The sequence below is a fragment of the Streptomyces sp. V4I2 genome (assembly GCF_030817655.1).
Lineage (GTDB): Bacteria > Actinomycetota > Actinomycetes > Streptomycetales > Streptomycetaceae > Streptomyces > Streptomyces plumbiresistens.
Genome location: NZ_JAUSZM010000003.1, coordinates 1887551 through 1904947 on the forward strand (window position 1 = coordinate 1887551; position 17397 = coordinate 1904947).

Annotated in this window: 19 protein-coding genes and 1 pseudogene; 11 read left to right on the forward strand and 9 right to left on the reverse strand. The window is 71.7% G+C overall.

Translation table 11 applies throughout. The annotated features are described in order from the left end of the window. Nucleotides 1–72 precede the first annotated feature (72 nt). Nucleotides 73–561, forward strand: coding sequence for a Rieske (2Fe-2S) protein (locus QFZ76_RS09620; RefSeq protein WP_307673330.1), 489 nt, complete (start codon nucleotides 73–75; stop codon nucleotides 559–561). A gap of 3 nt (nucleotides 562–564) precedes the next feature. Here QFZ76_RS09620 and QFZ76_RS09625 read toward each other — a convergent pair whose 3' ends face one another. Next, a complete protein-coding gene (locus QFZ76_RS09625) occupies nucleotides 565–1215 on the reverse strand; it encodes a cysteine hydrolase (protein WP_307673331.1) in 651 nt (216 codons plus the stop codon). A 137-nt stretch (nucleotides 1216–1352) separates the two neighbouring features. Here QFZ76_RS09625 and QFZ76_RS09630 point away from each other — a divergent pair, with 137 nt between their 5' ends. Then, the gene (locus tag QFZ76_RS09630; protein WP_307673332.1) at nucleotides 1353–1820 is read left to right on the forward strand and encodes a pyridoxamine 5'-phosphate oxidase family protein; all 468 of its coding nucleotides are present in this window, start codon (nucleotides 1353–1355) and stop codon (nucleotides 1818–1820) included. Nucleotides 1821–1842: 22 nt separating this feature from the next. On the opposite strand, the gene QFZ76_RS09635 is transcribed toward QFZ76_RS09630, so the two are convergent. Then, a complete protein-coding gene (locus QFZ76_RS09635) occupies nucleotides 1843–2745 on the reverse strand; it encodes a LysR family transcriptional regulator (RefSeq protein ID WP_307673333.1) in 903 nt (300 codons plus the stop codon). A gap of 74 nt (nucleotides 2746–2819) precedes the next feature. Between QFZ76_RS09635 and QFZ76_RS09640 the strand changes: the two are divergent. After that, nucleotides 2820–3756, forward strand: a pseudogene (locus QFZ76_RS09640) (DMT family transporter). 58 nt (nucleotides 3757–3814) lie between these two features. Here QFZ76_RS09640 and QFZ76_RS09645 read toward each other — a convergent pair. Beyond that, nucleotides 3815–5146 carry an aminotransferase class I/II-fold pyridoxal phosphate-dependent enzyme gene (locus tag QFZ76_RS09645; protein ID WP_307673334.1) on the reverse strand — a complete coding sequence of 444 codons (1332 nt, stop codon included), beginning with the start codon at nucleotides 5144–5146 and terminating at the stop codon, nucleotides 3815–3817. Between the two features lie 35 nt (nucleotides 5147–5181). Between QFZ76_RS09645 and QFZ76_RS09650 the strand changes: the two genes are divergently transcribed. After that, nucleotides 5182–5865: a pyridoxamine 5'-phosphate oxidase family protein gene (locus QFZ76_RS09650; protein ID WP_307673335.1), complete on the forward strand. Its 684-nt coding sequence runs from the start codon at nucleotides 5182–5184 to the stop codon at nucleotides 5863–5865. Further along, entirely contained in the window at nucleotides 5865–6497 is a 633-nt protein-coding gene (locus QFZ76_RS09655; protein ID WP_307673336.1) for an FMN-binding negative transcriptional regulator, read from the forward strand. Before QFZ76_RS09650 ends, QFZ76_RS09655 begins: the two co-directional genes overlap by 1 nt. Before the next feature lie 39 nt (nucleotides 6498–6536). On the opposite strand, the gene QFZ76_RS09660 is transcribed toward QFZ76_RS09655, so the two are convergent. From QFZ76_RS09660 to QFZ76_RS09670, 3 genes are all read right to left on the reverse strand, one after another. Beyond that, a complete protein-coding gene (locus QFZ76_RS09660; protein WP_307673337.1) occupies nucleotides 6537–7484 on the reverse strand; it encodes a DMT family transporter in 948 nt (315 codons plus the stop codon). Between the two features lie 188 nt (nucleotides 7485–7672). Next, nucleotides 7673–8677, reverse strand: coding sequence for a DMT family transporter (locus QFZ76_RS09665; RefSeq protein ID WP_307673338.1), 1005 nt, complete (start codon nucleotides 8675–8677; stop codon nucleotides 7673–7675). A gap of 46 nt (nucleotides 8678–8723) precedes the next feature. Continuing rightward, on the reverse strand, nucleotides 8724–9296 hold the full coding sequence (locus QFZ76_RS09670) for a Clp protease N-terminal domain-containing protein (RefSeq protein WP_373464275.1): 573 nt from the start codon (nucleotides 9294–9296) through the stop codon (nucleotides 8724–8726). A 198-nt stretch (nucleotides 9297–9494) separates the two neighbouring features. Between QFZ76_RS09670 and QFZ76_RS09675 the strand changes: the two genes are divergently transcribed. Then, entirely contained in the window at nucleotides 9495–9683 is a 189-nt protein-coding gene (locus QFZ76_RS09675; protein WP_307673340.1) for a hypothetical protein, read from the forward strand. A gap of 113 nt (nucleotides 9684–9796) precedes the next feature. Continuing rightward, nucleotides 9797–10225: an SRPBCC family protein gene (locus tag QFZ76_RS09680; protein WP_307673341.1), complete on the forward strand. Its 429-nt coding sequence runs from the start codon at nucleotides 9797–9799 to the stop codon at nucleotides 10223–10225. A gap of 94 nt (nucleotides 10226–10319) precedes the next feature. Here QFZ76_RS09680 and QFZ76_RS09685 read toward each other — a convergent pair whose 3' ends face one another. After that, complete coding sequence (locus QFZ76_RS09685; protein WP_266443424.1) at nucleotides 10320–10946, reverse strand: PadR family transcriptional regulator; 627 nt, start codon at nucleotides 10944–10946, stop codon at nucleotides 10320–10322. 172 nt (nucleotides 10947–11118) lie between these two features. Here QFZ76_RS09685 and QFZ76_RS09690 point away from each other — a divergent pair, with 172 nt between their 5' ends. Further along, a complete protein-coding gene (locus tag QFZ76_RS09690; protein WP_307673342.1) occupies nucleotides 11119–11928 on the forward strand; it encodes a PhzF family phenazine biosynthesis protein in 810 nt (269 codons plus the stop codon). Between the two features lie 37 nt (nucleotides 11929–11965). Here QFZ76_RS09690 and QFZ76_RS09695 read toward each other — a convergent pair whose 3' ends face one another. After that, on the reverse strand, nucleotides 11966–12766 hold the full coding sequence (locus QFZ76_RS09695; RefSeq protein WP_307673343.1) for a CPBP family intramembrane glutamic endopeptidase: 801 nt from the start codon (nucleotides 12764–12766) through the stop codon (nucleotides 11966–11968). 186 nt (nucleotides 12767–12952) lie between these two features. On the opposite strand from QFZ76_RS09695, the gene QFZ76_RS09700 reads away from it, so the two are divergent. After that, nucleotides 12953–14719, forward strand: coding sequence for a substrate-binding and VWA domain-containing protein (locus tag QFZ76_RS09700; RefSeq protein ID WP_307673344.1), 1767 nt, complete (start codon nucleotides 12953–12955; stop codon nucleotides 14717–14719). A gap of 13 nt (nucleotides 14720–14732) precedes the next feature. Here QFZ76_RS09700 and QFZ76_RS09705 read toward each other — a convergent pair whose 3' ends face one another. Next, on the reverse strand, nucleotides 14733–16250 hold the full coding sequence (locus tag QFZ76_RS09705) for a glutamate-cysteine ligase family protein (RefSeq protein WP_307673345.1): 1518 nt from the start codon (nucleotides 16248–16250) through the stop codon (nucleotides 14733–14735). 127 nt (nucleotides 16251–16377) lie between these two features. On the opposite strand from QFZ76_RS09705, the gene QFZ76_RS09710 reads away from it, so the two are divergent. Then, nucleotides 16378–16581 carry a hypothetical protein gene (locus tag QFZ76_RS09710; protein ID WP_307673346.1) on the forward strand — a complete coding sequence of 68 codons (204 nt, stop codon included), beginning with the start codon at nucleotides 16378–16380 and terminating at the stop codon, nucleotides 16579–16581. A gap of 223 nt (nucleotides 16582–16804) precedes the next feature. After that, on the forward strand, nucleotides 16805–17389 hold the full coding sequence (locus QFZ76_RS09715) for a hypothetical protein (protein WP_266443406.1): 585 nt from the start codon (nucleotides 16805–16807) through the stop codon (nucleotides 17387–17389). Nucleotides 17390–17397: the final 8 nt, after the last annotated feature.

A 17397-nucleotide genomic window follows, 5' to 3' on the forward strand; every position in this document is an offset into this window, starting at 1 on the left:
TCGTCTGAACAGGCGATCTACGCCGACCGTACCTGTCGGCAGATCGCGCAGTCTTCCGAAGGGAATCGCACCATGACCAGCGCATCGTTCAAGTCCACGTCGAGGCCGGGCCGTCGTACCGTCGTGGCGGCGGCCGGAGCAGCTGGGCTCGCCGTCGCGCTGACCGCGTGCGGCGGCTCGGACGACGACTCGTCGAGTTCGTCCGACCCCGCCGACTCGTCCGGCAGCAGCAGCCCCACCGGGGACGGTTCGGCCGGCGGCAACGCCGGGGGCGGCACGGCGCTCGCGTCGACCGCCGACATCCCCGAGGGCGGCGGGAAGGTCTTCGCCGACCAGAAGGTGGTGGTGGTGCAGCCGACGGCGGGCGAGTTCAAGGCGTTCTCGGCCACCTGCACCCACCAGGGCTGCGCGGTGAAGAGCGTCGCCGACGGCGTCATCAACTGCCCCTGTCACAACAGCAACTTCTCGATCACCGACGGCAGCGTGAAGAGCGGTCCGGCGAAGACGCCGCTGCCCGAGATGCAGATAACCGTGAGCGGGGATTCGATCACCCTCGCGTGACCGTCAGCGCCGGACCGTACGGCGCTGTCGGCTGACGCAGGCCAGCACCTCGTCCGTGGTCGCGACCGTGGCGACCAACGCGAGGGTGTGGCGGATCATCGCGGGGGTGTAGTCGGAGGGCACCCCCGCGATGGCGTCCGTCGGTACGACGACGGTGTAGCCGCGGTTCACGGCGTCGAAGACGGCGTTGGGGATCGCCACGTTGGCCGAGACCCCGGTCACGATCAGCGTGCGGCAGCCCAGGTTGCGCAGCAGTGCGTCGACCTCGGTGCCCTGGATGGGAGACAGTCCGTGCAGCCGTCGTACGACGAAGTCCTCCTCGGCGACCTCGATCGGCGCCGCCAGGCGCACCGCGGTGGTGCCGGACAGCTGCTGGACGGGCAGCCGTTCGGCGGCGCGGAAGAGGCGGGCGTTGCGGCTGGCGCCGCGTCCGTCGGGGCGGCGTTCGGCGATCGCGTGGATCACCTGGACACCGCCCTCGTGCGCGTCGGCGACCAGCCGGGCGACGTTGGCGAGGGCCCCCGACGAGCGTGCCTCCTTGGCGAGTTCGGGCAGGGCGCTGTCGGGTCCGACGACGCCCTGCTGGCACTCGACGGTGAGCAGGACGGTGGTCGCGGGGTCGAGCAGCTCGCCAAAGCAGTCGTACGACGGCATGGTTTCCTCTTGTCGCCGACGGTGTGGGGCGGGTGAGACTAGCCACCATTGCGCGAGGGCGGAAGACGCCTCATGCTTTTTCTGACGTGATGTCAGAGGATCTCCTCTGGCACGACGTGGGAGAAAGAGGGGGCCGCATGACCGTCACTCAGCGCCGGGGCCGGAAGATCATGATGACACCCGGTGAGCTGGACGAGTTCCTCACCAGCCAGCGCACCTGCCGGGTCGCCACCGTGTCCGCCGCCGGCGCCCCGCACGTGAGCACGCTCTGGTTCGCCTGGGACGGCACGTCGATGTGGCTGTACTCGGTGGTGCGCAGCAAGCGGTGGACCGATCTGCGGCGCGATCCACGGGTCGCGATCGTGGTGGACACGGGCGAGGAGTACGACGAACTGCGCGGTGTCGAGCTGTCGGGCGCCGTGGAGTTCGTGGGCGAGGCTCCCCGCACCGGCGAGCTGTGCGCGGAACTCGACCTGCCGGAAACGCTGTTCGCGCGCAAGAACTTCCGCCTGGACGAGATGCCGCACGACGGCCGGCACGCGTGGATACGGCTGACCCCGGAGAAGATCGTCTCCTGGGACTTCCGCAAGCTGGGTTCGCTGTAGCTCAACCCAAGTTCGCTGTAACTCAACCCAGCTTCTCGGCCGCCGACTTGAGTGCCCGCACCGCCGCCCGGATCGACGGGCGGCGGTCGGCGTCCGCGCGCCAGACGACGTACACATGCCGGCGCACCCGCTGCTTCAGCGGGATGGTGACGACCTCGGCGGGCATCGGCTCCCGCCCCAGCACGGGGGCGATGCACACCCCCAATCCCGCGGCGACCAACCCGAGTTGGGTGTGCGTCTCGGCGGCGCGGTGGCCGACGATCGGCTCGATGCCCTTGGAGCGCAGCGTGAACATCAGCCACTCGTGGCAGAACTCGCCCTCGCCCCAGGTGATCCACTCGTCCTCGGCGAACTCGGCGAGGTCCACCTCGGCGCGGTCCGCGAGCCGGTGGCCGGCCGGCATCGCCACGTCGGCGGGGTCGTCCAGGATCGGCGCCTTGACCAGGCCGTCGGGCAGCGGCATGGGCTTGTTGTACCAGTCGAGGACGACGGCGAGGTCGAGGTCGCCGCGGATCACCCCGGCGATGCCGCTCTCGGGTTCCAGTTCGCAGGAGCGGATCCGCAGGGCCGGGTGCTGTGCGCGCAGGGCGGCGAGCGCGGCGGGGAACAGGCCGCGCGCGGCCGTCGGGAACGCCGACAGTCTGAGCTCGCCGACGACCTGGCCGCGCTGGGCCTCCAGGTCGGACTGGGCGAGTTCGACCTGCGACAGGATGCGCGCCGCGTGCTCGGCGAGCAGCCGGCCCGCGTCCGTGAGCCGCACCCCCCGCCCGTTCTTGGCGAGGAGCTGCTGGCCGACCTCCCGCTCCAGCTTGGACATCTGCTGTGAGACGGCCGAGGTCGTGATGTGCAGCCCCTCGGCGGCGCCGCTGACCGAGCCGTGCCGGGCGAGGGCGTCGAGGGTGCGCAGGCGCTCCAGGTTCAACATGTAAGCAATACTACGAGGTACCGGGCGGGAAATCTCGATTGTGCTACGAGGTTGTGGGCGCCATCGTGGTCCCCATGAGCACCGTCACCGCCACCCGCACCGCGGCCAAGACCGCGTCCCGGCCCCGCCCCGCCCTCGACTGGCGTCTGCGCTTCGGCGCCCTCTCACTGATCTGGGGCTTCAGCTTCCTGCTCATCAAGGTGGGCACCGAGGGCTACGCCCCCTTCCAGGTCACGCTCGGCCGCCTGGTCTTCGGCACGGCGGTGCTCGCCGCCGCGATGGCCGTGCGGCGGGAGCGGCTCCCGCGCGGCGCGCGCGCCTGGGCGCATCTGACGGTCGCCGCGTTCTTCCTGAACGCGCTGCCGTTCTCGCTCTTCGCCTACGCCGAGCTGACGATCCCCTCCACGCTCGCGGGCATCTGCAACGCGACCTCGCCGCTGTGGGGCATGGCGCTGTCCCTGGTCGCCCTGTCCGAGGACCGGCCGACCCGGGTCAGGGTCGCGGGTCTCGGTCTCGGCTTCCTCGGCGTCCTGACGGTCCTCGGAGCCTGGCAGGGCTTCCACGGCCTGGACGCCTCGGGCACGGCGATGGCCCTGCTGGCCTCGCTCAGCTACCCGATCGGCTGGATCTACGTCCGTCGCACCCTGGCCGGCTCCAGCCACTCGAACCTGTCGCTGACCGGGGCCCAGTTGCTGCTGGCCACGCTTCCAACTGGCGGTCGTCACCCCGCTGTTCACCAGCCTTCCGACACACTTCGCGATCACTCCGCTGCTGGCGATCGCGGCTCTTGGAGCCCTCGGCACGGGCCTCGCGGTCCTCCTCCAGTACGGCCTGGTCGCCGAGGTCGGCCCGACGACGGCCCAGATGGTCACCTACTTCATCCCGGTCATCGCCACCGCCGCCGGCGTCGCGATCCTCGGCGAGTCGCTGAACTGGTCGACACCGGTCGGGGCGGCGATCGTGCTGGCGGGGGCGGCGCTGACGCAGGTCAGGCCCAGGCCGAAGCTCTAGACGGAGGCCTGGCCAGAGCCGGAGCCCTGGACGTAACTCCGGACCGGAGCCCGAAGCTCTAGACGTAACTCCGGACCGGCGCCGAACCGAGGGCGGCGGCGACCGCGTCCGCCAGCGGTCCGGTCTCGTCGGCGTCGAGTGTCGAGACGCTGATCCGGATGCCGGGCGGTGCGCTCATCCGGAAGCGGGCGCCGGGGGCGACGGCCCAGCCGGAGTGCAGCAGCCGGGCGACGGCTCCGGTCTCGTCGGGCACGGGGATCCACACGTTCAGGCCGGACCGTCCGTGGGCTTCGATGCCGCGTGCCGCGAGCGCCTCGATCAGCTGGTCCCGGCGCGCCCGGTAGGCCGCCGCCACGGCCGGGGTGTCCAGCGCGCCGTCGGCCCACAGCCGCACCACGGCCCTCTGGGTGATCCGGCTGACCCAGCCGGGCCCGAGCCGCTGCCGTCCGCGCACCCGGTCGACGGTGACGGCGTCCCCGGTGAGCACGCCGAGCCTCAGGTCGGGGCCGTACGCCTTGGCGACCGAGCGTACGAAGGCCCAGTTGCGGGTGACGCCCGCCAGGGGATGCAGGGGCAGGTCGACGATTCCGTGGCCGTGGTCGTCCTCGATCAGCAGGGTCTCCGGGTGCGCCCGGAGCACGGACCGCAGGGCACGCGCGCGCGTGGCGCTCACCACGGCACCGGTCGGGTTCTGCGCCCGGTCGGTGACGATCAGGGCGCGGGCCCCGCCCGCCAGGGCACCGCGCACCTGGTCCGGGAGCGGCCCCTCGTCGTCGACGCCCACGGGGGCGGTGCGCAGCCCGAGCGCCGGTACGAGGTCGAGGAGACTGCCCCACCCCGGGTCCTCCACGGCGACCGTGTCCCCCGGTTTGAGGTGGACGGCGAGGACCCGCTCGATGGCGTCCAGCGAGCCGGACACCACGGCGAGCGGCCCGTCCGGCACCCCGTCGGCGTCCAGCTCGGCGCGCGCGATCCGCGCCAACTCCGGCTCGACGGGGGCCTCTCCGTACATGACCGGCTGCCGGTCGCTCTGCTCGGCGGCCGCCGCGAACGCCTGCGCCAGGGAGGGCAGCAGCGCGGGGTCCGGGTTGCCGTTCGACACGTCCCGCACCCCCTCCGGCACATCCACCCGGATGTGCTCGCGCCCGGTGGTGGCCGGCTTGGGCCGCACCCGGCTGCCCCGGCGCCCGGCGGTCTCGATGACCCCGCGCTCGCGCAGGGTGCGGTAGGCGGCCGCGACCGTGTTGGGATTCACGCCCAGTTCGAGGGCCAACTCCCGCATGGGAGGCAGCAGTTGGCCGGGCATCAGCTCGCCGGTGCCCACCGCCTGCTCGATGCTCGCCGAAATCTCCGCTGCACGCCGACCTTCGATACGATAATCTCCTAGCACAAAGCCAAGTATGCACTAGTACAATGGAGAGCGCAATGCAGGGGACCCAGCAGACGACGAAGCAACCCGCCGCCTACGCCCCGACCGACCGCACCGTCCCCACCCGCGCCGCGCACAAGGCCTCGTACGACAAGGAGCTGGTGCACGCGATACTCGACGAGGCCTACGTCTGCCACCTGGGTTTCGTCCGGGACGGCACTCCGGTCGTACTGCCCACGCTGTACGGCCGGGTCGGCGAGCGGCTCTACGTCCACGGCTCGACGGGGTCGCGCCCGCTGCGGATGACCGGACAGGCCGACCCCGGCCTCCCGGTGTGCCTGACGGTCACGCACGTCGACGCGCTGATCCTGGCGCGCTCGGCCTTCCATCACTCGATCAACTACCGGTCGGTCGTCGTGCACGGCATCGCCCATGACGTGACGGACCCCGAGGAGAAGCGGCTGGCCCTGGACGCGCTGGTCGACCACGTCGTACCGGGCCGGTCCCGCGACTCGCGGCCGGCCAACAAGAAGGAGTTCGCCGCCACCGCCGTGATCCGCCTCGACCTCGACGAGGTCTCGGCCAAGCTCCGCACCGGCGGTGTCAACGACGAGCCCGAGGACCTCGCCCTCCCGCACTGGGCCGGCGTCGTCCCGCTGCGCAAGGGCTACGAAACCCCCGTCGGCGACGCCGACCTGGCCCCCGGCACCGAGGTCCCCGGCTACCTCAAGGCCCTGTGATGCTGATCCATCCCTGGGACGCGCCCCGCGACGACGCCGAATGGCAACGCTGGCTGGCCGTCCACGACTTCGGGCAGCTCGCCGTCAACGGCCTTCCGGGCGAGCCGCCGTATGTCCAGCCCCTGCACTTCGTCTACGACGCCGAGCGCGGCGAGGCGCTCACGCACCTGGCTCGCCCGAACCCCCTGTGGGACGCGCTGGAGGCGAACCCGGAGGTTCTGCTGAGCGTGGTCGACGACTACGTGTACGTCCCCGGCCCCTGGCAGGCGCCTCCGGACACCCCGTCCGAGCACGGCACGCCCACCAGCCTGTACGCGGCGGTCCAACTCCGCTGCACGGCCCACGTCGTGGACGATCCGGCCGCGAAGGCCGCCCTCCTCAACCGGCAGGTCGGCCACTTCCAGCCGGAGGGCGGCTCCGCACGCGCGGCGGTGGGCGAGGCGCCGTACGGCCGGATGCTGTCCGGGATCCGCGGGCTGCGGCTCGAGGTGGTCGCCGTACGGGCGAAGTTCAAGTACGCGGGGCACCGGCCCGCGGAGGTCCAGGACAGGATCGCGGCCGGCCTCGCGAACCGGAGCGGTCCGCGGGACGCGGCGGCGCGCGGGCACCTGCTGGACAGGCGCGGAACGTGAGCTTCGAGGGGCCCCTCCTCCGGGAAGGGCCCCTCGTCGTCACACGAGCGCCGCTTCCCCGTCCGCCGCGCCCCGCGCCTCCCCCGCCGCGAGCCCGGCGACCGACCCGAGCATCAGCAGCGTCCCGGCCAGCGTGGTCGCGGTGAGCCGCTCACCGAGCAGCGCCACGGCGAGCACCGCGGCACCCACCGGCTCCAGCAGCATGATCACCGACACCGTGGTCGATCGGACGACCGCGGCGGCCGCGAAGTAGAGGGCATAGGCGAGGGCGGTCGGGACGGCCGCGATGTAGGCCAACAGCCACAGGAGCAGCCCGGGTTCGGCGGTGTGCGGCACCAGCCCCTCGGCCAGGGCGAACGGCAGCAGGCACAGACTGGTGACCGCGAACGTCCACACGGACGTACTCGCGGCATCCGCACCGCCGTCACGGCCCCGCCCTCGCGTGACCAGGGTCATCACACAACACCCGGCCGCCGAAAGCAGCCCGAACAGCACACCCCACGGCCGTACGGACGCTTCCTCGCCCCCGAGCATCAGCACCCCGAGCCCGGCGAGCGCCCCGGCAACGGCGAGCACCCCGCCGCGCCCGAGCCGCTCCCCCAGGGCCAGCCGCGCTCCGAGCGCGATGAGTACGGGACCGGCGCCGAGGGTGACGACGGTGGCCACGGCGAGTCCGGTGGCCTCGACGGACGCGAAGTAGGCCGTCTGGAACACGGCCAGACAGACACCGGTGACACCGGCACGCCGCGCCTTGTGATGCAGCGGTTCCCGTACGGCGGCCCGCGCACCGCCCGTCCGAAGCAGGCGGGCGGCGAGCAGCAGGACCAGCCCGGCCGCGCAGCGCCAGAAGGACAGGGCGACAGGTCCGATGTCACTGGCCCCGTAGGCCAGGGAGGCCGCCGCGCCGGCGGTGCCCCAGGCGACACCGGCGACGATCAGATAGAGAAGGCCTCGCCCGATGGGCAGGCCGGAGGCAGCATTCGACATGCGTTCTCTCCGCAGATGCGCAAGATGCGCTGAAGTTCGGGAAAGGACGCCCGCTCGGCGGGGTCCACGGACTTCGTCCGCGGGCAGCACCGTTCCGCCAGGCAGTGCGCCGGGCGAGAGGTTCGGAGGGCCCGCCTCAGGCGGCCGGCGGCGGGAGAACGATGCGGTGGGAATGCATGATCGGGAGCTTAGGTGGCGGTTCCGCGGGCCGACAACTCCCTTTCCGTGCCGCCGCTCGCCACCGGCTCGGGGGAGTTCTTGGCGGGCGCCGACGACTGCGCGATGAACGCGCCGGCCAGGACGACCGCGCCGCCGATGATCTGTGGTGCCGAGAGGTGTTCGCCGAGCAGCACCCAGGCGAGGACGGTGGCGATGACGGCTTCGAGGCAGGCCACGACACCCGCGACCGCCGGGGAGAGGCGGCGCACCGAGACCACGCCGGTGACATAGGCGACGACCGTGGCGACGAGCACGATCCAGCCGAGCAGCAGACCGGCGGCGACCGGGGTGCCGTCCATGTCCGCGCTGCGGGCGAGCAGCGACCAGTCCATGGTCCAGGGGCGGGCGACGACGGACAGGACGGCGGTGCCGACGAGGAGGCCGAAAGCGATGACCCCGAGCGGGTCGGGTGCCTGGTCGCCGGAGTCACTGCCCTGGTCGGACAGGACGAAGTAGCCGACCTGGCAGCAGGCGGCGCCGAGCGCGAGGAGCAGACCGAGGGCGTCGAAGCTCAGACCCGACCAGACCTCGACGACACAGGCGAGTCCGCCGACCGCGAGGACCACACCGAGCGCGGCGGCACGGGTCACCGGACGCCGCTGCACGAACCGCACCCAGCCGAGCACCAGGGCGGGCGCGAGGTACTCGACGAGCAGCGCGACGCCGACCGGGATCCGGGAGATCGCGGCGAAGTAGCAGGCCTGGACGCCCGCCACGGCGAGCAGACCGAACCCGGCGAGCAGCGCGGGGCGGCGGCGCAGCAGTGCGCGGTGGCGCACGGCCACCGGCAGCATCACCAGGGCCGCGCCCGCCACCCGCAGCCACACCACGTGGAGCGGGTCGAGGCCCGCCTCGATCAGCGGCTTGGCCGCCACCCCGGATCCGCCGAAGGCGAGCGCGGACGCGAGCGCGAGGCCGAGCCCGACGCCCTTTCCACGGCTGTCCTGACTGCTCTCAGACGTATGCACCGGCACATGATGACAGGCGATGACATGAGCGTCACCCCAGTTGACACCTGTCTCAGCGGCTGGACCGCCGAGGTCCCGCCCGCCGGGTGTCCTGCAGGCGGCGCTCGACCTCGGTGAACACCTCGCCCGCGTCGATCCCGGCCCGGCCGAGCACCTCGACGGCCCGTGCCTGCGGGTCCACGACGATCGCCGCGAGGAGGTCGATGCCGCGGGCCGGGCCGCCACCGCGCCGGGCGGCACGCGCCCACGCGTACTCCATCGCCCCGGCGGCCAGCGGCGAGAAGCCCTCGGTCTCGGTCACCACCGGCACGGCACCGGAGTCCTCGACGCTGCCCTGCCAGCGCAGCCCGTAGCCGATGCTGCGCTGCACGAGGTAGCCGAGGAGGCGGGAGAACTGCGGTTCGGCGTCGAAGAGGTCCCGCACCTCGGGGTCGCCCTCCAGGAGGGAGTGCAGCAGATGAGCCGTGTCGATCTGCCGGTCGCCGTCCCGGACCGCCCGCCGCCGGGCACCGGAGACCACCGCTGCCAGTTCGGCACTGAGCCTGGCATCGTTGTCCGCGGGGACCGGGGACCGGGGATCGGCCGCCGGCTCTTGGGCCGACTGCCGGGGGATACGGGGTTGCACATCCCCTACCCCATCAGTCCCGCACCCTTGGGTCATCCGCGAAAGGAAGCATCTTCGGGTCCCACAGGAAGCGGACCCAGGGGGACGGAATCTCCTCCTTACGGATGAGATCACGCCCTTTTGCCCCGAGCGGCGCGCGCCGCCTTGCCGTGCACCCCGAATGCAACCGGGACGCGCCGTCATTCGTCCCACACGGACATGGAGAGCAGGTGCTGGCTGGTCGCTCTGCCGGCGGTCGACGGCAGGCAGTACGTGTACCGGGTGTACGCCCCGGAGAAGGCGCTGCTCGCCGACCTGTTCTGGGAGGCGTGGCACTGTCACGACGAGAGCGCGTTCCCGCGCGCGTGGGACCTGTTCGACGCGGCGGTGATACGACGCGTGAGCTGAGGAACTGGGACGCGCAGCACTCCGAGCTTTTCTGACGGTTCATCAGTATTGAATGTTCCGGGCCCTCCGGCTACGTTCCGCGACACCGTAGCCCGACACGAAGAGGTGGTCGCATGGCCGAAGTCAGCGCGGAGGCACGTATCGAGGCACCCGCGGAGAAGGTCTGGGCCCGGCTGACCGACTGGTCCGCGTACGGCGAGTGGAACACGACGCACACGAGCTTCCCCAAGGGCGGCCCGGAAACCCTCGCGGTGGGCGGGACGTTCCAGGAGAACATGAAGCTGATGGGGTTCCCGGCCGAGGTCGAGTGGACCATCGAGGAGCTGGAGCCGGCCCGGGTGCTCGCGATCCGCGGCAAGGGCCCGATGGCCGTGACCGTGGCCACGCGCTACACCCTCACCCCCGACGGCGACGCCACGACGGTCCGGATCGACGGCGAGTTCACCGGCGCCGCCGTCTCGCTGATGGCGGGCAAGCTGAAGGACTCGGCTACGGCCGCGCTGAACGAGTCGCTGCGCAAGCTGGCCGCACTGGTCGGCTGAGGGCCGCACTGGTTGCTTGACGGCCGCTCGACCGGCAACGCGAAGGCGCCCCGCGGATCACTCCACGGGGCGCCACGTCACTGCCGTAGGGCCGTCAGTCCTCATCGGCGAGGATCAGGTACAGCCGCTTGCGGGCGTCGTTGATGACGGCGACCGCCTTCTCGCGCTGCTCCTTGCTGCCGGTCTTCCAGACCTGCCCGAAGGCCTCCATCAGACCGAAGCCGGCCTGGCGGATCTCACCGAGGGCTTCCCAGTCGACGCCGCGGGAGGCTTCCTCCCAGGGCGCCTCGGCGCCTTCTTCGGCCGCGGTGCGGCCGGCGTCGGTGAGCGAGAACAGCTTCTTGCCGCCCTCCGTCGCACTGGCGATCAGCCCCTCGTCCTCCAGCAGCTGGAGGGTGGGGTACACCGAGCCGGGACTGGGCTTCCAAGCCCCGCCACTGCGCTCGGCGATCTCCTGGATCATCTCGTACCCGTGCATGGGCCGGTCCTTCAGCAGGGCCAGGATCGACGCGCGCACGTCACCGCGCCGCGCCCTCCCCCGCGGTCCGCCTCGGCCCCGGGGCCCCCAGGGTCCCGGCCCGAAGCCCGGTCCGCCGAAGCCGGGACCGCCGCCGGGGCCGCCCGGCCCGAAGGGCCCGAAGGCACCCCGCCGACCGTCTCCGCCTCGGCCGCCCTGACGACCGGCACCACCATGTCCACGTTCGAATCCGTGGGAACGCATCGCAATCACTCCATTCCATCGTTGATCTGTCGCGATGCCTCAACGATATATCGGAATAGTTCGCAAGACAACCCCTTGGCTTCCGACGGCCCGCCGCGAGCCCTCTCAACTGGGGCCAAGACTCCGGAATTGGCCTTGGTCCGCGCCTCCGGGCACCCCCTAGCGTCGGGGCATGCGGATACGAATCGTCGACGCCTTCACCGACCGGCCCTTCGCCGGAAACCCGGCCGGAGTCCTGCTCCTCGACGCCTTCCCGGACGACGACCGGCTCCAGGACATCGCCCTGGAGGTCAACCACGCCGAGACGGCGTTCGCCCACCGGCTGCCCGAGGGCGGCGAGGCCGACTGGGCGCTGCGCTGGTTCACGCCCGCCGCCGAGGTCGACATGTGCGGCCACGCCACGCTCGCCACGGCGCACGTCCTGTACCGCAGCGGCGCCCACGAGGGCCCGGTGCGCTTCGCCACCCGCAGCGGCGTGCTCATCGCGACGCCCCGCGAGGACGGCTCGATCACCCTGGACTTCCCGACGGCGCCGCTCACCGCGGTCGAGCTCCCGGACGGGGTGGCCGAGGCGCTCGGCGCCGAGCCGCTCACCGCCTTCGACACCGGTCCGAACGTCGGCGACCTGCTCGTCGAGCTCCCGGACGAGAAGACGGTGCACACGCTCACGCCCGACCTCAAGGCCCTCGCCGCCCACTCGGAGCGCGGCATCATCGCCACCGCCCGCGCCGAGGACCCCACCCGCGGCTACGACTTCGTCTCCCGCTGCTTCTTCCCGCGCATCGGCATCGACGAGGACCCCGTCACCGGCAGCGCCCACACGGCTCTGGCCCCCTACTGGTCCGAGCGCCTCGGCCGCCCCGACCTCACCGGCCTGCAGGCATCCCCGCGCTCCGGCTGCGTCCGTACGGAACTGCGCGGCGACCGCACGCTGCTGACCGGCCGCGCGGTGACGGTGATCGAGGGCGAGCTCCTGGCCTAGGCGGGCCCAGTGCGGCGTACGGCATGCTGCCGGTGGCTCACGCCGTCGGCAGCCAGCCCACCTTGCCGGCCAGCAGCGCGTAGCCCACGAACGCCCCGATGTCGAGCAGGGAATGCGCCACCACCAGGGGTCCCACGCGGCCCCAACGGCGGTACAGGTACACGAACACCACGCCCATCACCATGTTGCCGATGAAGCCGCCGATGCCCTGGTAGAGGTGGTACGAGCCGCGCAGTACGGAACTGGCCACCAGCGCGGTGCCGGGCGTCCAGCCCAACTGACCGAGGCGGCGCAGCAGATACCCCACGACGATGACCTCTTCGAGGATCGCGTTCTGCATCGCGGACATGATCAGCACCGGGTACTTCCACCACACCTCGGGCAGCGCCTCGGGCACCACGGTGAGGTTGAAGCCGAGACCACGCGCGGCCAGGTAGAAGGCGATCCCGGTGCTGCCGATCACCGCCGCGACCGCGGCCCCGCGACCGAGGTCCGGCCAGGGGCGGGTGCGGTCGAAGCCGAGGGTGCGCAGACCCTGGCCCTCACGCAGCAGGAAGTGCGCGACGAGCAGGACGGGCACGAGCGCCGAGGTGATCCCGAACAGCTGCCAGGCCAGATCCAGCCAGGGCCGGCCGGGCGCGGCCGATGCGTTGAGGGTGGCCGCCTGGTCCTTGAGACCTCCCGGTTTGGTGACCGATCCGACAAAACTGATCAGGGCGGACACACCACTCGCACCGAGCGAAAGCCCCAGAACGAGCAGGGTCTCGTCCCGGAGGATCCGTCGCGACGGCCGCTCCTCAGGAAGAGAATCGGCCACCGAGCCCGCCTCCGACTGCACACCTGCCTCCAGTTGAGTAATCGCGCCGCATCCCCACAGCCGCGCCGCTAGGGTCTCGAAAGAACTTACGAAGATCGTGCGCGACAGGCCGTCGGGGGGCGGACACCGTACGGGGCGTACCTCCCCTTTTGCATGCCATACGGCCGAATTCCGGCACGGGACTCAACAGGGAGGGGCACCACCGTCATGGGACGTCACAGCTTGCCCGATCAGTATGGGGCGGGCGGCAGCGACCCCCGTCCACGCGCGCGCCGCCGTACGGTCGCCCTGGCCACGGGCCTCGTCCTGACCGTCGCCGGCGGCACGGCGGCCGCCGTCCAGAGCGGCCTGCTCTCCTTCGGCGACTCCTGCCAGGAGAACCCGGTGCGGCTGAAACTCGCCGCCTCCCCGGACCTGGCGCCCGCCCTCACGGCCGCGGCGAAGCGGGCCCGTGACGACGACCTGACCTCCGACGGACGCTGCGTCGCCGTCACCGTGACCGCGCGTGACGCGTACAAGGTCACGGACACCCTGCTGGCCGGCGACCGGACCGACGTACAGGTGTGGGTGCCGGACTCGGACCTGTGGGTCCAGCGGCTCGAGGCGGACGGCGGGGCGCCGGAGGTGTCCCCCGTGGGAAAGGTCGCCTCCACGCCGGTGGGGGTGGCGATGGTGCCGACGGCGGCGAAGTCGCTGGGGTGGCCGAAGAAGACGTACGACTGGATCGAGCTGGCCGGCGCGACCCTTCAGGACGACTCGCTCAAGCTGGGGGCGGCCGACCCCGCGCGCAGTGCGACCGGCCTGCTCGCGCTCACCCGGCTGAGCACCGCCGCCTCCGCGGCCGAGGACGGTCGGACACAGGCCGCGGCCATGATGAAGGCGCTCTCGCAGCGCACCTCCGACAGTGACGGGCAGGTCCTGGACACGCTGCCGCGCGACTCCTCGGGGGCCGAGCAGGGCAACCCGAAGCGCAACCAGGCGCTGATCGTGTCCGAGCAGGCCGCGTTCGCCCACAACGCGTCGGCCGACAGCGGCGGCGGCCTGGACTTCTTCCACCCCGAGGACGGTTCGCCCCGGCTCGACTACCCGTACACGCTGGTCGACCAGGGGTTGACGACCGACCAGAGCCGTGCCGCGATCCGGTTCATGACTTACCTGCGGCAGCCGGAGCAGCTGCGGCTGCTGGAGCGGCACGGCTTCCGGACCTCGGACGAAGCGGTGTCGAAGAAGCTGGTCGAGGGAGCCGGCGGCAGCACCGCGCAGCCGTACGAGGAGCCCGCCGCCGAGCCGGCCTCGCAGGTCGCGCTCCAGGAGGCGCTCGGCACGTGGACGATCACGGTGCAGAGCGCCCGGCTCACCACGGTCGTGGACGCCTCCTCCTCCATGTCGGACACCGTCCCGGGCACGGACCGGTCGCGGATGGACGTCACGAAGGCATCCCTGCTGCAGGCCCTCGCCACGTTCACGCCCGAGGACGAGATCGGGCTGTGGGACTTCTCCACGAAGCTGGACGGCGACAGGGACTACCGCGTCCTCGTACCGACCGAGCGCCTCGGCGACCGGGCGGGCACCGGCACCCAGCGGGACCGGCTCTCGGCGGCGTTCAGCGGCCTGACGCCGGTGCCGGACGGCGCCACCGGCCTGTACGACACCACGCTCGCCGCGTACAAGGCGGCGACGTCCTCCTACGTCAAGGGGAAGTTCAACGCGCTGGTCGTGCTCACCGACGGGGTGAACCAGGACCCCGGCAGCATCTCGCGCGCCGAGCTCATCACCCAGCTGGAGAGGCTCACCAACCCCGAGCGACCGGTCCCCCTCATCATGATCGCCGTCGGGCCCGACGCCGACCGCGCGGAGGCCCGGCAGATCGCCGCGGTGACCGGCGGCTCCGGGCAGGAGGTCAGCGACCCGTCCCAGATCCACTCGGTGATCCTGAAGGCGATCGTGGCGGCGGGGGCGCAGGGCGCCGGCTGACGGCCCCGCTCGCTCAGCCCAGCAGCACCGGCTCCGGCAACCCCACCGGCCAGGTGTGCACCGGCTCGCCCTTGTGCATCAGTTCGCGGTAGCGCCGGGTCGTCGCGGCCAGCGCGGCCTCCCGGGACAGGCCGGTCTCCAGGGCCCGGTGGAAGGTCGCGGACTGCCAGGACGCGCCGTTGACCCGGCGCCGGCACCGCTCCTCGATGACGCCGAGGTAGAAGTCCCGGTCGGCGGGTTCGACGCCCCACGCGTCCAGGCCGGCCTCGGCCAGCGGCAGCAGTTCGTCGCGTACGAGGCTGACGGCGTCGACCTCGGTGGTGCCGCCGTACCGGCCGCGCCGGGGCCAGACGAGGCGGGCGTCGATGCCGTACCGGCATGCGGCGTCGAAGTTGGCGGCGGCCGCCTCGAACGGCAGGCGGCTCCACACCGGCCGCGACTCCTCGGCGAGGGCGCGGACGACGCCGTAGTAGAAGGCCGCGTTCGCGATGACGTCGGTGATGGTGGGGCCGGCGGGCAGCACGCGGTTCTCGACGCGCAGGTGCGGGACGCCGTCGGCGATGCCGTAGACCGGGCGGTTCCAGCGGTAGACGGTGCCGTTGTGCAGGACGAGCTCGGCGAGCTTCGGGATGCCGCCCGCGTCGAGGACCTCCAGGGGGTCCTCCTCGTCGCAGATGGGCAGCAGGGCCGGGTAGTAGCGCAGGTTCTCCTCGAAGAGGTCGTACGCGGAGGAGATCCACCGCTCGCCGAACCAGGTGCGGGGGCGCACTCCCTGGGCCTGGAGTTCGGGCGGGCGGGTGTCGGTGGACTGCTGGAACAGCGGCGGCCGGGACTCGCGCCACAGCTCGCGGCCGAACAGGAACGGCGAGTTGGCCCCGACGGCTATCTGGGCGGCGGCGACGGCCTGGGCGGCGTTCCACACGTCGGCGAAGCGGCCCGGGGTGACCTGGAGGTGGAGCTGCACCGAGGTGCAGGCCGCTTCCGGCGCGATCGACTTCGAGGTGCAGCGCAGACGCTCCACACCGTCGATGTCGAGCGCGAAGTCCTCGCCGCGGGCGGCGACGATCTGTTCGTTGAGCAGGGCGTAGCGGTCGACGTCGGAGAGGTTGGAGGAGACCAGGTCGTCCCGGTCGAGGGTCGGCAGAATGCCGATCATCACGATTCCCGCGTCGAGCTCCCCCGCTTTCCGGTCGGCATATGCCAGCGAGGTGCGGAGTTCCTCCGCGAGGCGATCGAATACGCGCCCGCCCAGCCGATGTGGGGCAATGTTGACTTCCAGATTGAACATGGCGAGTTCTGTTTGGAAATCTCGGCTTGCGATGCGCTCAAGGACCTGCGCATTGAGCATTCTCGGCATACCGTCGGCGCCGGTGAGATTCAGTTCGATCTCCAGCCCCATGAGATTCTTCGGACGGTCGAACCGCCTCTCGGCCAGGAGTCGCTCCAGCCCCGTCAGGTTCCGCCGGAGCTTGTCGCGATAGCGCTGGCGATCGGAGAGGTCGAACTGACCTGCCACGACCTTCTCCCCCATCGAAGCGTCCCTCCTCGCATGGGCGGGCCGAGGACCGGCCGCCGGTGTCCGGGTCACGTGGGATGATGCCCAGCCGGGACGATCGATAACGTCCCGCCCGGACCCTGCAGCCGCTACGCTGTCGGACATGACCGGCGGCACATTCGCCGGGCATGGTGCAGTGTGCAGATTCGAGTGCCCCAAGGAACTCGTGAAAAACGCCGACAAGAATGGGCCGTCCGCCCTTCGGCTGTTTTCCGAGGTCATCGCCGTGCGGCCCGCCCGGAATCGGGATGATTCCCGCGAATCGCCGACCGAATGGACCCTTGTTCTCCTCACCGGAAACGGCTAGACGAAACACCGTCTGAACATGAGTCGTATAAACTCCGCGAACAAGGCAGAAGGCTGGCGCCCGCGGCCCTCGATCCAGCCGCCAGGTGACGTACGGCAGGCCTCGCGTACATCCCTGGTCACCCGGACCACGGCCCCCGCCTCTCTGACCACGTGAGCTGACAGCGTCGTCCGCCCAGCCCTCCCTCGCGCCACTGTGCCTGTCGAACGAGAGGCGACCCACCATGCCGCTGCATGTCCCACCGGCTCCCGCGCCCGCACTTCGCTCCGTCCTCACCGCGCTCGGTTCTCCCACCGCGGTCCGCGAGGCCCGAACTCCCTCCTTGCTGCGCGCCCAGGGCCCCGTCACGCCCGAACTCCCCCTGCCGGTACACGTCCTGGACGGCGTCGACGCCTCGGGCGTCCCCGTCACCCGACTGTCCGGCTGGCGCTTCCTGATCCGCTGCGGCGACCGTGCGGTGGCCGCGGCGGAGACCATGCTGACCCCCGACGGCTGGGCGTTCTCCCACTTCTTCGAGGGTCCCTACATCGCCTCCACCGAACTCGCGCTGCGCCAGGCGGAGACCATGACGCAGCCCTGCCAGCCGCGCCTGCTGTCGATCCCCCGTCTCTACATGCTCACCCTCTGGCTGCACGGCGACTGCGCCGCGGACGGCGCCGCCGGCCGGCCCGCCGGCACCGACCTGCTCGTCCCGCTGGCGCCGGCACCGCCCGGTATCGCCGCGCACCGTCCGCACCGGGTGGCCGACCTGCTGCCCGTGCTCACCCATCGGGCGACTCCGGCACCGCTGTTGAGCTCACCGGCCTGACGTTCTCA

Coding starts and splice junctions, on each gene's coding strand:
- QFZ76_RS09620 (WP_307673330.1), top strand. CDS start 73: ATGACCAGCGCATCGTTCAAGTCCACGTCGAGGCCGGGCCGTCGTACC.
- QFZ76_RS09625 (WP_307673331.1), bottom strand. CDS start 1,215: ATGCCGTCGTACGACTGCTTTGGCGAGCTGCTCGACCCCGCGACCACC.
- QFZ76_RS09630 (WP_307673332.1), top strand. CDS start 1,353: ATGACCGTCACTCAGCGCCGGGGCCGGAAGATCATGATGACACCCGGT.
- QFZ76_RS09635 (WP_307673333.1), bottom strand. CDS start 2,745: ATGTTGAACCTGGAGCGCCTGCGCACCCTCGACGCCCTCGCCCGGCAC.
- QFZ76_RS09650 (WP_307673335.1), top strand. CDS start 5,182: ATGCAGGGGACCCAGCAGACGACGAAGCAACCCGCCGCCTACGCCCCG.
- QFZ76_RS09655 (WP_307673336.1), top strand. CDS start 5,865: ATGCTGATCCATCCCTGGGACGCGCCCCGCGACGACGCCGAATGGCAA.
- QFZ76_RS09660 (WP_307673337.1), bottom strand. CDS start 7,484: ATGTCGAATGCTGCCTCCGGCCTGCCCATCGGGCGAGGCCTTCTCTAT.
- QFZ76_RS09675 (WP_307673340.1), top strand. CDS start 9,495: ATGGAGAGCAGGTGCTGGCTGGTCGCTCTGCCGGCGGTCGACGGCAGG.
- QFZ76_RS09680 (WP_307673341.1), top strand. CDS start 9,797: ATGGCCGAAGTCAGCGCGGAGGCACGTATCGAGGCACCCGCGGAGAAG.
- QFZ76_RS09685 (WP_266443424.1), bottom strand. CDS start 10,946: ATGCGTTCCCACGGATTCGAACGTGGACATGGTGGTGCCGGTCGTCAG.
- QFZ76_RS09690 (WP_307673342.1), top strand. CDS start 11,119: ATGCGGATACGAATCGTCGACGCCTTCACCGACCGGCCCTTCGCCGGA.
- QFZ76_RS09700 (WP_307673344.1), top strand. CDS start 12,953: ATGGGACGTCACAGCTTGCCCGATCAGTATGGGGCGGGCGGCAGCGAC.
- QFZ76_RS09705 (WP_307673345.1), bottom strand. CDS start 16,250: ATGGGGGAGAAGGTCGTGGCAGGTCAGTTCGACCTCTCCGATCGCCAG.
- QFZ76_RS09710 (WP_307673346.1), top strand. CDS start 16,378: ATGACCGGCGGCACATTCGCCGGGCATGGTGCAGTGTGCAGATTCGAG.
- QFZ76_RS09715 (WP_266443406.1), top strand. CDS start 16,805: ATGCCGCTGCATGTCCCACCGGCTCCCGCGCCCGCACTTCGCTCCGTC.